Source organism: Limnomicrobium aquaticum, assembly GCF_040545545.1.
GTDB lineage: Bacteria > Pseudomonadota > Alphaproteobacteria > Rhizobiales > Rhizobiaceae > Ensifer_A > Ensifer_A aquaticum.
In genome coordinates this window covers 389,870-402,960 of the sequence record NZ_JBEPMB010000002.1, presented here as the reverse complement: position 1 = coordinate 402,960, position 13,091 = coordinate 389,870, and the positions used below count along the sequence as shown (strand labels likewise).

Annotated in this window: 15 protein-coding genes; 11 read left to right on the top strand and 4 right to left on the bottom strand. The window is 61.9% G+C overall.

The features are described from left to right. Positions 1-52 precede the first annotated feature (52 nt). Together ABID16_RS10605 and ABID16_RS10600 are read left to right on the top strand one after the other, a co-directional pair. Positions 53-844 carry an alpha/beta hydrolase gene (locus ABID16_RS10605; RefSeq protein ID WP_354556299.1) on the top strand — a complete coding sequence of 264 codons (792 nt, stop codon included), beginning with the start codon at positions 53-55 and terminating at the stop codon, positions 842-844. Positions 845-960: 116 nt separating this feature from the next. Continuing rightward, positions 961-1,566: a transglutaminase-like cysteine peptidase gene (locus ABID16_RS10600; protein WP_435532400.1), complete on the top strand. Its 606-nt coding sequence runs from the start codon at positions 961-963 to the stop codon at positions 1,564-1,566. A 75-nt stretch (positions 1,567-1,641) separates the two neighbouring features. Here ABID16_RS10600 and ABID16_RS10595 read toward each other — a convergent pair whose 3' ends face one another. After that, a complete protein-coding gene (locus ABID16_RS10595) occupies positions 1,642-3,030 on the bottom strand; it encodes an aminotransferase-like domain-containing protein (RefSeq protein WP_354556298.1) in 1,389 nt (462 codons plus the stop codon). Positions 3,031-3,148: 118 nt separating this feature from the next. Between ABID16_RS10595 and ABID16_RS10590 the strand changes: the two genes are divergently transcribed. Next, the gene (locus ABID16_RS10590) at positions 3,149-4,039 is read left to right on the top strand and encodes a DMT family transporter (protein WP_354556297.1); all 891 of its coding nucleotides are present in this window, start codon (positions 3,149-3,151) and stop codon (positions 4,037-4,039) included. 23 nt (positions 4,040-4,062) lie between these two features. Here the strand turns inward: ABID16_RS10590 and mbfA are convergent, their stop codons facing one another. Continuing rightward, on the bottom strand, positions 4,063-5,049 hold the full coding sequence (mbfA, locus tag ABID16_RS10585) for an iron exporter MbfA (RefSeq protein ID WP_354556296.1): 987 nt from the start codon (positions 5,047-5,049) through the stop codon (positions 4,063-4,065). A 186-nt stretch (positions 5,050-5,235) separates the two neighbouring features. Here mbfA and ABID16_RS10580 point away from each other — a divergent pair, with 186 nt between their 5' ends. Together ABID16_RS10580 and ABID16_RS10575 are read left to right on the top strand one after the other, a co-directional pair. Continuing rightward, on the top strand, positions 5,236-5,580 hold the full coding sequence (locus ABID16_RS10580) for a type II toxin-antitoxin system RelE/ParE family toxin (RefSeq protein WP_354556295.1): 345 nt from the start codon (positions 5,236-5,238) through the stop codon (positions 5,578-5,580). Further along, positions 5,577-5,909: a helix-turn-helix domain-containing protein gene (locus tag ABID16_RS10575; protein WP_354556294.1), complete on the top strand. Its 333-nt coding sequence runs from the start codon at positions 5,577-5,579 to the stop codon at positions 5,907-5,909. Before ABID16_RS10580 ends, ABID16_RS10575 begins: the two co-directional genes overlap by 4 nt. Positions 5,910-5,915: 6 nt before the next feature. On the opposite strand, the gene ABID16_RS10570 is transcribed toward ABID16_RS10575, so the two are convergent. Next, on the bottom strand, positions 5,916-6,698 hold the full coding sequence (locus ABID16_RS10570) for a molybdopterin-synthase adenylyltransferase MoeB (protein WP_354556293.1): 783 nt from the start codon (positions 6,696-6,698) through the stop codon (positions 5,916-5,918). Beyond that, the gene (recF, locus tag ABID16_RS10565) at positions 6,695-7,837 is read right to left on the bottom strand and encodes a DNA replication/repair protein RecF (protein WP_354556292.1); all 1,143 of its coding nucleotides are present in this window, start codon (positions 7,835-7,837) and stop codon (positions 6,695-6,697) included. The genes ABID16_RS10570 and recF overlap by 4 nt, the downstream gene beginning before the upstream one ends. A 247-nt stretch (positions 7,838-8,084) precedes the next feature. Between recF and rpmI the strand changes: the two genes are divergently transcribed. The 6 genes from rpmI to ytpR all read left to right on the top strand — a co-directional run bounded on the left by rpmI (position 8,085) and on the right by ytpR (position 13,091). Then, on the top strand, positions 8,085-8,288 hold the full coding sequence (gene rpmI / locus ABID16_RS10560) for a 50S ribosomal protein L35 (protein ID WP_109855865.1): 204 nt from the start codon (positions 8,085-8,087) through the stop codon (positions 8,286-8,288). A 39-nt stretch (positions 8,289-8,327) separates the two neighbouring features. Beyond that, positions 8,328-8,732 (top strand): 50S ribosomal protein L20, encoded by a 405-nt coding sequence (rplT, locus tag ABID16_RS10555; RefSeq protein ID WP_230827870.1) that lies wholly within the window; start codon positions 8,328-8,330, stop codon positions 8,730-8,732. Between the two features lie 149 nt (positions 8,733-8,881). Further along, complete coding sequence (pheS, locus tag ABID16_RS10550) at positions 8,882-9,964, top strand: phenylalanine--tRNA ligase subunit alpha (RefSeq protein WP_354556291.1); 1,083 nt, start codon at positions 8,882-8,884, stop codon at positions 9,962-9,964. A 5-nt stretch (positions 9,965-9,969) separates the two neighbouring features. After that, the gene (locus tag ABID16_RS10545) at positions 9,970-10,212 is read left to right on the top strand and encodes a DUF4160 domain-containing protein (protein ID WP_354556290.1); all 243 of its coding nucleotides are present in this window, start codon (positions 9,970-9,972) and stop codon (positions 10,210-10,212) included. Continuing rightward, positions 10,187-10,462, top strand: coding sequence for a DUF2442 domain-containing protein (locus tag ABID16_RS10540; RefSeq protein ID WP_354556289.1), 276 nt, complete (start codon positions 10,187-10,189; stop codon positions 10,460-10,462). Before ABID16_RS10545 ends, ABID16_RS10540 begins: the two co-directional genes overlap by 26 nt. A gap of 49 nt (positions 10,463-10,511) precedes the next feature. Further along, positions 10,512-13,091 (top strand): YtpR family tRNA-binding protein, encoded by a 2,580-nt coding sequence (ytpR, locus tag ABID16_RS10535; protein WP_354556288.1) that lies wholly within the window; start codon positions 10,512-10,514, stop codon positions 13,089-13,091.

Below are 13,091 nucleotides of genomic sequence, written 5' to 3'. Positions count from 1 at the left end.
TATTTCGTCGAATCTGTTGTAAGTCCGTCATAAATCCGACAGGAGAGGCGCAATGGCAGACGAAAAACCGCAATTCCTGACCGTGGGAACAGGCGCTGACACCCGCGACATCGCCTGGCGTCTCAGCCAAGGACCGAAGGACAGGCCGCTTCTCGTCTGGCTCGGCGGCTACCGATCCGACATGAAGGGGACGAAGGCACTGGAGCTGGAAGGCTTTGCCCACGACAAGGGGCTCGCCTGTCTCCGGCTCGACTATTCCGGCCATGGCGAGTCGGGCGGAGAATTTCGCGACGGCAGCATTTCGCGCTGGCTGGAAGAGGCGCTGGCGGTCATCGCGCATACGGCCTTCCAGCGGCTGATCCTCGTCGGCTCTTCGATGGGCGGCTGGATTGCGCTGCGCGCAGTGGCTGAACTGCGGAAGGCGAAGACAGCCGGCGTCGAGGGCATGGTGCTGATCGCACCCGCGCCGGACTTCACCATGGACCTGATCGAGCCATCGCTCGGCGAGACCGAGCGCAAGAGCCTCGCCGACAAGGGCTATTTCGAGGAACATTCGGAGTACTCACCAGAGCCGAACATCTTCACCGCCAAGCTGATGGACGACGGGCGGGCAAACCGGGTGTTGACCGGCATTATCGAAACCGGATGCCCCGTGCACATCCTGCAGGGCATGAACGATCCGGACGTGCCGTGGCGGCATGCGATGAAGCTGGTCGAACATCTGCCGGCCGACGATGTCGTGATCAGTCTCGTCAAGGATGGCGACCATCGCCTGTCGCGGCCGGAGGATCTGGCGCTGATGCGCCGGGCGCTGGCGGCGCTTCTACCGGGCGATCATGGTTAACAATTCGTTGCAATTTTAACCATGTCCGGAAGAATGCCGGGAGCGGCCAAGCCTTGTAATTGACTCTTCGTGCCCCAGGTTCTTAACTGTTTGTTAAGAATTGAAGGGTTCCCGTGATGGCATTCAGGCTTGGTTTTGCGTTTTTCGCCCTGGCAATGACAGTTGCGACGGCTGCCGATGCAGTTGGCGTTGCGCCCGCCGTCATGCGCACGGGCGCCGTCACGTCGCAGCCGATCGGCCATTACGAATTCTGCCAGAGCCATCAGGACGAGTGCAGCGTGAAGTCTTCCGACCAGACCGCCCCGAAGCTGACCAGCTTCGGCTGGCAGACAATCCGCGACATCAACTATCACGTCAATTCGACCATCGTGCCGATGACCGACATGGAACTCTACGGTCGCGACGAGGTCTGGGCCTATCCGGTCGATGCGGGCGACTGCGAGGATTTCGTTCTTCTCAAGCGCAAGATGCTGATCGAGAAGGGCTTCCCGGTCAACACGCTGCTGATCACCGTCGTTCGCAAGCCGGATGGCGAAGGCCACGCCGTGCTGACCGTGCGCACCGCGCAGGGCGATTATATTCTCGACAATCTGGACAACGAAGTGAAGCTCTGGACGGACACGCCCTACCACTACCTCAAGCGTCAATCGACGGCCAATTCCGGCCAGTGGGTGACGATCGAGAATGGCGGCGACGTCCTCGTCGGTTCGCTTCGGAAGTAACCGCAAATCGTAGCGTCCTTTTCTGGAGGGGGAAGGACGTGATGGAGGGCCGCCTGTGGGGACATGGCGGCCCTTTCACATTTCGCGAGCCTCAGACAGCGTTTGCCTCAACAGCCTGAAAACCTGACCGTTATCGGATTGCGCGACGTTGAAGCGCATGAGGCCGGCTGCATTGCCGGAATGGCTGAAGACATTGCCCGGAGCCAGCACGAGGCCATTGTCGAGCGCGACCTTTGACAGGGCTGCCGCATCCTGCCCACCCGGCAGGCGACACCAGAGAAAGAAGCCGCCCAGCGCCGGATTGAGAAGCTCGAAACCGAGCCCCTCAAGTTCGCGCGCCACGGCGTCGCCGCTTGCCATCAGCCGGTTGCGCAGGCCGTCGAGATGCCGGCGATAGGCGCTGTCCGAGAGCACCGCATGCACCAGCGCCTCCGCCATCTGGTTGCCGCCGAAACGGCTGGCGATGCGGAAATCGGTAAAATCCTCCACCCAGTCGGGCCTCATGGCGACATAGCCGGTGCGGAAGGCGGCCGAGAGCGTCTTGGAAAAGCTGCCGATGACGATGACCCGTTCCAGCCCGTCCATGGCCGCATAGCGCGGGGCAGGCTCGCCTTCGAGATCGCCGAAAATGTCATCCTCGATGATGAGAAGGTCGTGCCGCTCGGCAAGCTTCAGCACCTTGTGCGCGGTGACGGGCGAGAGCTTCCAGCCGGTCGGATTATGCAGGCCGGCATTGGTGAGATAAAGCCGCGGCCGCTCTGTCTCGGCCAGATGCGCGAAGGCCTCGACATCCGGACCGCCGGGGCCGAAAGGGACGGCGATGACCCGCAGCCGGTTTGCCCTGAGACCCGCCAGAAAGTTGAAATAACAGGGATCGTCGACGAGGATCGTGTCGCCGGGCTCGGTGAGAAAGCGCAGCACGAGATCGAGTGCCGCGGAGGCCGAATCGGCCAGCATGATCTCTTCCGCGCCGACGTTTATTTCGCGCGTTGCGAGCCGCCGGGCGATGAGTTGCCGCAGCGGCGCAAAGCCTTTCGGCTCGGAATAATCGGTCAGTTGCGCGCCGCCGCTGCGGGCGACATTGCGCAGTGCACGGGCGATGATCTCTTGCGGCATCCAGCTTTCCGGCAGCCAGCCGCAGCCGGGCGAGAGCATGCCGGGGCGCGGCTCCAGCGCCTGGCGCGACATCCAGAGCGGATCGACCGCACGCTCGACCGGCCGCGCTGTGGTCTTCAGAGAATGCGGAACCGGCTGGCTCCCAACATAGAAGCCAGCACCCCGACGCGGCTCGATGAGGCCGCTCGCCGCCAGCCTGTCATAGGCCTCGACCACGGTGGATTTGGAAATGCCGGTGGTCGCGGCGAGGCTGCGCACGGAGGGCAGCTTTTCGCCCGGCAGGAGCGCGCGGGCGGAGATACGCTCGCGGATCAGCGTCATGACCTTCTCGCATTGTCCGGACGCCATGGGCCTCGTCTCTCTCTGTATCGGATATCGTATCAGTACAGTTTTTCAAAACTGTCTTCAACTGTGTCTGTTCGTCATCTCAGCTTTCGGGCATTTCGGACAGACAAGGAGACAGACCATGACCGACATCGCCCTCACCGCCCCGCCCATCAGCGACAAGACAAAGGGCCTGATCTACGGCTTTCTGGGTGTCCTGGTCTTTTCCGGCTCATTGCCGGCAACGCGGGCAGCGGTCGCGGATTTCGACCCCATCTTCGTCACGGGCGCGCGGGCGGTGATTGCGGGCGTTCTGGGTGCTGCGATGCTTTTTGCGCTCAAGGCGAAGCGGCCGGAGAAACGCGATCTCCTGCCACTCATCGGCGTGACGCTGGGCGTTGTGGTCATCTGGCCCCTGATGATCGCCTTTTCGCTGAAGGTCGTGCCCTCGGCGCATGGGACGATGTTCATCGGGCTTTTGCCGCTGATGACCGCAATCTTCGGCGTGCTTCGTGGCGGTGAACGGCCGAAGCTGCGCTTCTGGCTCTTTGCGGTGGCCGGAAGCGCGCTGGTGGTCGGCTATGCGTTCTTCTCCAATGGCTTGTCGCTTTCCACACCGGATCTCTTCATGCTGATCGGCGTGACGGTGTGCGGCTATGGCTATGCCGAGGGAGCTCAACTGACGCGGCGGCTGGGCGGCTGGCAGGCGATTTCGTGGGCGCTGGTGTTCGGCATGCCGCTGATGCTGACGCTGTCGTTCTTCTATGCGCCAGCCGATTTTCATGCGGTGCATGCGGCATCGTGGCTCGGGCTGATCTATGCCGGGCTGATGGCCATGCTGGTCGGCTTCATCTTCTGGTATCGCGGGCTGGCGCTGGGCGGCACGGCCTCGGTCGGGCTGCTGCAACTGACGCAGCCATTCTTTTCCTTCGTCATCGCCTTCCTGTTTCTCGGCGAAGCGATCTCCGGCGCGATGATTGCCATCACCGTGGCCGTGGTGGCTTGTGTTGTGGCCGCGAGACGCAGCGCCTGAGAGCAGGCGCTGCGTAGTCCGCGTCAGGCGTTGCCAATGAGGATACCGGCTGCCAGAACCAACCCGCCGCCAACGACGACCTGAAGGGCGGCGCGCAGGAAGGGGGTGTCCATGTATTTGTTCTGGATGAAGGCAATGGCCCAGAGTTCGATGAACACGATGGCAATCGCGGTGACCGTCGCCGTCAGGAAGTTCGGGATCAGGTAAGGCAGCGTGTGGCCGAGACCACCGAGCGCCGTCATGATGCCCGAGGCGAGACCTCGCTTGATCGGCGAACCGCGACCCGACAGCTTGCCATCGTCATGGGCGGCTTCCGTGAAGCCCATGGAGATGCCCGCACCGACCGAGGCCGACAGGCCGACGAGGAAGGTCTGTGTCGTATCCTGCGTGGCAAAGGCGGCGGCGAAGATCGGGGCGAGCGTGGAGACGGAGCCGTCCATCAGGCCGGCAAGGCCCGGCTGGACATAGGTCAGCACGAATTGCCGGCGGGCAGTTTCATCCTCCTCCGAGCGGGCGTCGTCCGGCAGGTGCTTTTCTTCCAGCATGGAGGCGACATCGCTGTGGCCCTGTTCGGCAAGCGCCAGATCGCCCAGCAGCTTGCGGATGCCGGTGTCCTGCGCCTGCTTCTGCGCCTCGAGATAGAAGCGATAGGCGCCCTGTTCCATGCGCTCTGCCTCCTCGCGCATGTCGTCCAGCGTCTTCGTTTCCATCAACCAGTCCGGCGAGCGCTCATAAAAGCCGCGCACATGATCGCGTCGGATCAGCGGGATGCGCGTGCCGAAACGGCTCTCAAACATGTCGATCAGCATGCGGCGATGGGTGTTTTCCACCTCCGCCATGTCATCGAACACCTTGGCCGACTGCGGATACTGCGCCCGCAGCTTGTCGGCATAGGCGAGATAGATGCGCGCGTCGTCCTCTTCGGACGAGATGGCGAGCGCGAGGATTTCGGCTTCGCTCAGGCTGGAGAAGTCACGCTTCTTGGAGCGGTCAAAAAGTCGGGCAATCATGGGAGGTGTCCTTTTTAGAATGATTCTAAGTTAGACAGTCACGCAGACACAGTCAACCCGCTCGCGCGCCACGAAAGGTTTGGTTTCCAATTTTCCCAAACAGCCGCCAAGACCTTGCATTGCCAAACGGAATGTAGTCAAATATGACAAAATTCTCTTGTCGTCCGCTGTTGAACGTGAACCCGCATGGCCATCTTGAGAAAAATTTCATGGATCAAGGCAGCGCAGAAAGACTTTGAGAAGTTTCCGCGTGAAGCCCAGGAGCGCATGGCCGATGCGCTGGCGCTGGCGGCGCGGGGTGCCAAGGCCGAGATCGCCAAGCCCATGAAAGGGCTGGGAACCGGCGTCATGGAAATCGCCCTGCCTTTTCGAGGGGATGCCTTTCGTGTCGTCTATGCCGTGCAGATTGGCGATGACCTATGGGTGATCCACGCTTTTCAGAAGAAATCGACAAAGGGTATCGCCACCCCACAAAAAGACATCGAGCTGGTTCAAACCCGGCTAAAGCGCCTGAAGGAGATGCTGTCATGATGGAAGAAGACCTTGAAGTCGTTCGAGGCAGCGACAATGTCTTCGCCGATCTCGGATTTGCCGACGCCGAGACGCGCCAGATGAAGGCCCAGCTCGCGGCCGAAATCATCATCGCCCTCGACCGACGCAAGCTGACCGTCCGCGAGGCCGGAGAGCTGACGGGCATTGCTGCAGCTGACATATCGCGAATCCGCAACGCAGACCTTGGCAGATTTACGATCGACCGGCTGGTGAGAGTGCTGAGCCACCTCGACAGGAAGGTCGAACTGCGGGTGGTGAACGCGCAACGGGATCATGCCCCCGCGACGCTCAAGCGTGCGACGGCGTAGCCTCCCCTAGGCCTCGGTCGAGGCCGGTCGCTTGTAGCGCACGGTGTCGAACCGCGCTGACAGCCCGTCATAAAGCAGCAGCCGCCCGATCAAGGGCTCGCCCGCGCCGGTGACGAGCTTGATTACTTCCATCGCCATCAGCGTGCCGATGACGCCGGTGACAGCGCCGAGGACGCCGGCTTCGGCGCAGGTCGGCACCATGCCTTCCGGCGGCGGCTCCGGAAAGAGGTCACGATAGCCGGGTAACAAACGGCCATCAGCGCCCTTTTCATAGGGCTTCAAGACCGTCACAGAGCCGTCGAAGCGACCGACCGCGCCGGTCACGAGCGGGATGCGCGCCTTTTCCGCCATATCGGCGCAGAGGTAGCGGGTGGCGAAATTGTCGGAGCCGTCGGCCATGAGATCGTAGCCGGCCAGCAGGTCTGGCGCGTTTTCGGCGCTGAGGCGCAGGTTGTGGCGGATGACGTTGACATGCGGGTTCAGCGCAGCGACGGCAGCGGCGGCACTTTCCGTCTTCGGTACGCCGATGCGGTCCGTCGTGTGGATGATCTGGCGCTGGAGATTGGAGAGCGAGACGGCGTCGTCATCGCAGATGCCGATCGTGCCGATGCCGGCGGCGGCGAGATATTGAATGAGCGGCGCACCGAGGCCGCCGGCACCAATGACCAGCACGCGTGCGGCTTTCAGCTTCTGCTGGCCGGGGCCGCCGATTTCCGACAGCACGATATGGCGCGCATAGCGGCCAATCTCATCCCTTGAAAGGGGCTCTGTGCCCTCGCCTGTTGTCATGGCGCATCCTCCCGCGTGACCGTGCCGTTGCTGACGCGGAAGAATTCCGCGCGCTCGCCAAGGCTCTTGAACATTGCCGCATCCGTGCCGGTCATGAAAGCCTGCCCGCCGATATCGTGGACGAGATCGAACAGCGTGGCGCGGCGGTTTTCATCGAGATGCGCGGCGATTTCATCGAGCAGCAGGATGGGCGCGAAGCCGGTCATGCGGGCGGCAAGGCGCGCATGGGCCAGAACGAGGCCGACCAGCAGCGCCTTCTGTTCGCCGGTCGAGCAACGCTCGGCCTCGATATCCTTGGCGCGGTGGCGCACGAGAAGGTCGGTCTTGTGCGGACCTTCGAGTGTGCGGCCGGCGCTCGCATCGCGTGGACGGTCGCGGCCAAGCGCCAGGCGGTAATCGTCTTCGAGGTCGGCGGCCACGCGGCCTTCGCCATCCTCATCCATGAAACCGGCGAGCGACAGGGCGGGGACCGGGAAGGCCGTTTCGGGCGCGCCCTCTTCCACCAGACGCGCCAAAAGCCCCAGCATTTCGCGGCGCGCCAGCATGATGGCGACGCCCAGCCCCGCCATCTGCTCTTCAAGCCCGTCGAGCCAGGTCGTGTCCCAGCGGTTTTCCGTCAGCAGCCGGTTGCGGCTCTTCATGGCGCGCTCGAAATCGCTGGCGCGACGGCCATGCGTCGGGTCGATGGAGAGAACGAGACGGTCGAGGAAACGGCGGCGGTCGGAAGAACCGCCGGTGAAGAGGCCATCCATGGACGGCGTCAGCCAGAGAATGCGCAGGTGATCGAGCAGATCGTCTATGGCCGGCGCCGTGACACCATTGACGCGCAGCCGGCGCGAGACGCCCCCCTCCTGCCCCGCTTCCGTGCCCGTACCGATATCGGCCTCGCCATTCATGCCTTCGACGGCGGCAAAGACGGTGAAGCCGGCCTCCGCCCCGTTGCGCACGACATCCGGATAGGCCGCGCGGCGAAAGCCGCGGCCGGGCGAGAGAAAGGACACAGCTTCCATGAGATTAGTCTTGCCCGAACCATTATCGCCGGTCAGCACGACATGGCGGCCATCGAAACGCAGCGACGCGGCCGCATAGTTTCGAAAGTCGGTCAGCGCGAGGCGTTGGATGGCAGTCTTTTCGGGCATCTCTGTCAGGCGTTGTGTTAATGAGGAGCGACGGATATCAGGTGGACGCGGCCAAGGCAAAGGCCGCCGGGGACATAGAATCCGCCCCGCACAGAAGATTCCTTGCGCGACCGGTTGCGTATTTCGAGGACCGCGGTTATAAGCCCCCGTCCGAACGGTCCGGCAGGGCATGCCGTGGCCGTTCTAAATGCTTGTGAAAAGGCCTCATCAGCCATTTCCGAAAACACACCAAGAACGGAGTAGCAAAATGCCCAAGATGAAGACGAAATCGTCTGCCAAGAAGCGGTTCAAGATCACCGCGACGGGCAAGGTCAAGGCGGCTGCCGCCGGCAAGCGCCATGGCATGATCAAGCGGACCAACAAGTTCATTCGCGACGCACGCGGCACGATGGTGCTGGCCGAGCCGGATGGCAAGAAGGTCGTCAAGAATTACCTGCCCAACGGTCTCTGAGACTGAGCAGCGTTTTCAAAGCTTTAAGGAGATCATGACATGGCACGTGTAAAGAGAGGCGTCACCTCGCACGCCAAGCACAAAAAAGTACTCAAGCAGGCCAAGGGCTTCTACGGCCGCCGCAAGAATACGATCCGCACCGCAAAGGCTGCCGTCGATCGTTCCAAGCAGTGGGCCTACAAGGACCGCAAGATCAACAAGCGCAATTTCCGCGCTCTGTGGATTCAGCGTATCAACGCCGCTGTCCGCGAACAGGGTCTGACCTATGGCCGCTTCATGGACGGCCTGCACAAGGCTGGCATTGAAGTTGACCGCAAGGTTCTGTCCGACATGGCAATCCATGAGCCGGAAGCTTTTGCCGCTCTCGTTGCCGCCTCGAAGAAGGCCCTCGAATATCTCAAGACTGCCGGCACGACCGGTGAGTTTGAAGGCGCGGTACGTTAAGTTCCAGCGCTTCCCAAGCTTATTTGAGACAAATATTGGGAAACCCGCGCTGGCAGGGCTAGCGCGGGTTTTTCTTGTTTCAGGCGTCATGAAGCCGGGATATCCCCCGACACAATGAATTGATGCAAATATCAAAGACGGTGAGATGCATGTCCGATCTTGAAAGTCTGAAATCCACGCTGCTTGGCGAAATCGAAGCGGCGTCCGACGAAGCGGCAATCGAAGCCGTCCGCGTCAATGCGCTGGGCAAGAAGGGCTCGGTCTCCGAGCTTCTGAAGACGCTAGGCGCGATGAGCCCGGAAGAGCGCCAGACGCGCGGCGCTGCCATCAACCTGCTCAAGAACGAGGTCACCGAGCGGATCGCCGAGCGGAAATCGGCTCTCAAGGACGCCGCGATTGCCGCGCGCCTTGCCGCCGAAAGCGTCGACGTGTCGCTGCCGGTACGCACATCTCCCGCAGAGCTTGGCCGCATCCATCCGATCACGCAGATCGTCGACGAGATCAGCGCCATCTTCGGCGACATGGGCTTCTCGATTGCCGAAGGTCCGGATGTCGAGACGGACTATTATAATTTCACCGCACTGAATTTCCCCGTCGGCCATCCGGCGCGCGAAATGCACGACACATTCTTCTTCCCGCCGGATGAGAATGGCGAGCGCAAGGTGCTGCGCACGCATACATCGCCCGTGCAGATCCGCACGATGGAAGCGCAGAAGCCGCCAATCCGCATCATCATTCCCGGCAAGACCTATCGCCAGGATTCAGACGCGACGCATTCGCCGATGTTCCATCAGGTCGAAGGCCTTGTCATCGACAAGAAGGCTAATGTCGCCAATCTCCGCTGGGTGCTGGAAGAGTTCTGCAAGAGCTTCTTCGAAGTCGACAGCGTGACGATGCGTTTCCGCCCGTCCTTCTTCCCCTTCACGGAGCCGTCCTTCGAGGTGGATATCCAGTGCGACCGTTCGGGTCCCGTCGTGAAATTCGGCGAAGGCAAGGACTGGATGGAGATCCTCGGCTGCGGCATGGTGCATCCCAACGTGCTCCGCTTCGGCGGCATCGATCCGGACGAGTACCAGGGCTTCGCCTGGGGCATGGGCCTCGACCGCATCGCCATGCTGAAATACGGCATGCCGGACCTGCGCGACTTCTTCAACGCCGATATCCGCTGGATCAACCACTACGGGTTTAGACCGCTGGATATGCCGACGCTGTTCGGGGGCTTGAGCGCGTAAAGGCGATGCCGACGGTTCTGAGGAAATATGGGTTTCGTTTCCATTTCTACGGTTCGGACATGCACGAACCGGCCCATATTCATGTGACCGGAAATGGCGGCAAAGCGAAGATCTGGCTGAACCCAACTGACGTGGCCGAACAGCAAGGCTTCAAAACAAACGATCTGAAGCGTATTCTTGACGTGACGAGCGAAAACCGGGACCTTTTTCTGGAGGCGTGGAATGAATTCTTCAAATCCGTATCCTGAAAACGAGCGCCCCGTGGAAGCGTGGTGCGATCCGGTCAGCCTGCATGTCAAACTGGCGGACGGGCGTGAAGTGGTAACACCGCTCTGGTGGTATCCTCGCCTGTTCAAGGCATCGGCTTCCGAACGCAACAATGTGGAATTAATGCTGGACGGCGTTCATTGGCCGGACTTGGACGAAGATCTTTCCATCCGCGGGATGCTGAAGGGATGGAAATACCCCGATGCAGTTGCCCCGCGTGCCGTGGCCTGAAGCCTGCGGCGGCGCGACAAAACAGACATTGAATTGAAAGAACATAGTCATGAAATTCACACTCTCCTGGCTCAAGGATCACCTTGAAACCGACGCGACGCTGGAACAGATCTGCGAGAAGCTGACGGCCATCGGCCTTGAGGTCGAGGATGTCGACGATCGCGCGGTGTTCAAGCCGTTCACCATTGCCAAGATCGTGACGGCGGAAAAGCATCCGGAGGCCGACCGGCTGAAGGTGCTTTCCGTCGACAAGGGCGATGGCAAGCTGATCCAGATCGTCTGCGGCGCGCCCAATGCGCGGACGGGCCTGATCGGCGCGCTTGCGGAACCCGGCACTTACGTTCCGGGCATCGATGTCACGCTCGGCGTCGGCAAGATCCGGGGTGTCGAGAGCCACGGCATGATGTGCTCCGAGAAGGAACTGATGGTCTCGGAAGACCACAACGGCATTATCGACCTGCCGGCGGATGCGCCGCTCGGCACGTCCTACGCCGCCTATGCGGGTCTTGACGATCCGGTCATCGAGATCAACCTGACGCCGAACCGGCCGGATTGCACCGGCGTTTACGGCATCGCGCGCGATCTGGCGGCCGCCGGTCTCGGCACGCTCAAGGCCGCCAAGGCGCCCGCCTTCAAGGTCGAGGGCAAGACGCCGGTCGAGGTCAAGCTCGACTTTGCGGCTGACGACACGCATCTCTGCCCCGGCTTTGCGCTTCGCCTCGTGCGCGGCGTCAAGAACGGCCCCTCGCCCGCCTGGATGCAGAAGCGACTGAAGGCGATCGGGCTGCGCCCGATCAATGCGCTGGTCGATATCACCAATTACATGACCTTCGATCAGGCTCGCCCGCTGCATGTCTTCGATGCTGCCAAGGTGGCGGGCAATCTCGTCGTTCGCCGCGCGAAGCCTAAGCTTGAATGGGACACTGGACCTATTTCGGATGACCAATACGCTGAATTCACAGCAGCGGGCGGGCCGCCTTTCAGGTTGACTAGCGAATGGCGCATTGATCCAGCCTTAAACATTAAGATTGCGGATGCAGAGATCGGCCGTTGGGAAGAAGAGGTAATCTTAGCTCTCGATGGTCGCGAGTATCCACTAACCCAAAACAACGTTGTCATCGCCGACGACAAGGGCGTCGAATCCATCGCCGGCATCATGGGCGGCGAGCATTCGGGCTGCGACGAAAATACGGTCGATGTTCTCATCGAATCCGCTCTGTGGGACCCGTTGAACATCGCCAAGTCCGGTCGCGAACATGGCATCATCACCGATGCACGCTATCGCTTCGAGCGTGGCGTCGATCCGGATTATATGGTGGCCGGTCTTGAGCGCGCGACCGAACTGGTGCTGGAGCTTTGCGGCGGCGTCGCAGCCGAAGCCAATGTCGTCGGCTATGCCGGCTACAGGGCGAAGGTCGTTGATTTCCCGGTCTCCGAGGTCAAGCGCCTGACGGGCATCGACGTTCCGGCCTCGGAATCGCGTGAGATCCTCGTCAAGCTCGGCTTCGGGGTTGAAGGCTCGGGCGATGTGCTCCAGGTCTCGGTTCCGTCCTGGCGTCCGGATGTGGATGGCAAGGCCGATCTCGTTGAAGAGGTGCTGCGCATCCATGGCGTCGATCAGGTCAAGGCGCAGCCGCTGGACAGCCATGGTGCGGTCAACGGCAAGATCCTCACCACGCTGCAGATCCGCACCCGTGCGGCCAAGCGGGCGCTTGCCTCGCGCGGCATGGGCGAGGCCGTCACCTGGTCGTTCATTCCGAGCGAACATGCCGCCCTCTTCGGCGGCGGCAGTGCGGCGCTGAAGCTCTCGAACCCGATTGCCGCCGACATGTCGGACATGCGCCCCTCGCTGCTGCCCGGCCTGCTGTCTGCCGCCCAGCGCAATGCCGCGCGCGGCTATGGCGATGTCGCGCTGTTCGAAGTCTCAGGCACCTATGAAAGCGACCGGCCGGAAGGCCAGCGTCGCGTGGCGGGCGGCGTGCGCCGCGGGACTGCGACGCTCGCCGGTTCGGGCCGCATGTGGTCGAACGGCAAATCCGGCGGTGGCAAGCCGGCCGACGTGTTCGATGCAAAGGCCGATGCGCTGGCGGTACTCGAAGCCTGCGGCATGCCGATGGGCAATGTGCAGATCGAAAAGGGTGGGCCTGACTGGTATCACCCCGGCCGCTCCGGCACGATCAAGATGGGTCCGAAAGTGATCCTCGGTACGTTCGGCGAGTTCCATCCGAAGGCGCTGGACGCGCTGGACGTTGGCGGCGCGCTCTGCGGCTTCGAGGTCTATATCGACGCGATCCCCGAGCCTAAGAAGAAGGCCACCAAGACCAAGCCGGTTCTGGAGCTCTCGCCCTTCCAGGCTGTGCGCCGCGACTTCGCCTTCGTGGTCGACAAGTCGGTGGAAGCCGGCGCGATCATCCGCGCGGCAGCCTCTGCCGACCGCAAGCTGATCGGCGCGGTCAATGTCTTCGACATTTTCGAAGGCGCATCGCTGGGTGCGGACAAGAAGTCCGTCGCCATCGAAGTGACGATCCAGCCGGCCGAACGGACGCTGACGGACGAGGATTTCGACGGGCTGACCAAGCGCATCATCGCGAATGTCGAGAAGACGACGGGCGGGACGCTGCGGGCTTGA

Coding starts and splice junctions, on each gene's coding strand:
- ABID16_RS10605 (WP_354556299.1), top strand. CDS start 53: ATGGCAGACGAAAAACCGCAATTCCTGACCGTGGGAACAGGCGCTGAC.
- ABID16_RS10600 (WP_435532400.1), top strand. CDS start 961: ATGGCATTCAGGCTTGGTTTTGCGTTTTTCGCCCTGGCAATGACAGTT.
- ABID16_RS10595 (WP_354556298.1), bottom strand. CDS start 3,030: ATGGCGTCCGGACAATGCGAGAAGGTCATGACGCTGATCCGCGAGCGT.
- ABID16_RS10590 (WP_354556297.1), top strand. CDS start 3,149: ATGACCGACATCGCCCTCACCGCCCCGCCCATCAGCGACAAGACAAAG.
- mbfA (WP_354556296.1), bottom strand. CDS start 5,049: ATGATTGCCCGACTTTTTGACCGCTCCAAGAAGCGTGACTTCTCCAGC.
- ABID16_RS10580 (WP_354556295.1), top strand. CDS start 5,236: ATGGCCATCTTGAGAAAAATTTCATGGATCAAGGCAGCGCAGAAAGAC.
- ABID16_RS10575 (WP_354556294.1), top strand. CDS start 5,577: ATGATGGAAGAAGACCTTGAAGTCGTTCGAGGCAGCGACAATGTCTTC.
- ABID16_RS10570 (WP_354556293.1), bottom strand. CDS start 6,698: ATGACAACAGGCGAGGGCACAGAGCCCCTTTCAAGGGATGAGATTGGC.
- recF (WP_354556292.1), bottom strand. CDS start 7,837: ATGCCCGAAAAGACTGCCATCCAACGCCTCGCGCTGACCGACTTTCGA.
- rpmI (WP_109855865.1), top strand. CDS start 8,085: ATGCCCAAGATGAAGACGAAATCGTCTGCCAAGAAGCGGTTCAAGATC.
- rplT (WP_230827870.1), top strand. CDS start 8,328: ATGGCACGTGTAAAGAGAGGCGTCACCTCGCACGCCAAGCACAAAAAA.
- pheS (WP_354556291.1), top strand. CDS start 8,882: ATGTCCGATCTTGAAAGTCTGAAATCCACGCTGCTTGGCGAAATCGAA.
- ABID16_RS10545 (WP_354556290.1), top strand. CDS start 9,970: ATGCCGACGGTTCTGAGGAAATATGGGTTTCGTTTCCATTTCTACGGT.
- ABID16_RS10540 (WP_354556289.1), top strand. CDS start 10,187: ATGAATTCTTCAAATCCGTATCCTGAAAACGAGCGCCCCGTGGAAGCG.
- ytpR (WP_354556288.1), top strand. CDS start 10,512: ATGAAATTCACACTCTCCTGGCTCAAGGATCACCTTGAAACCGACGCG.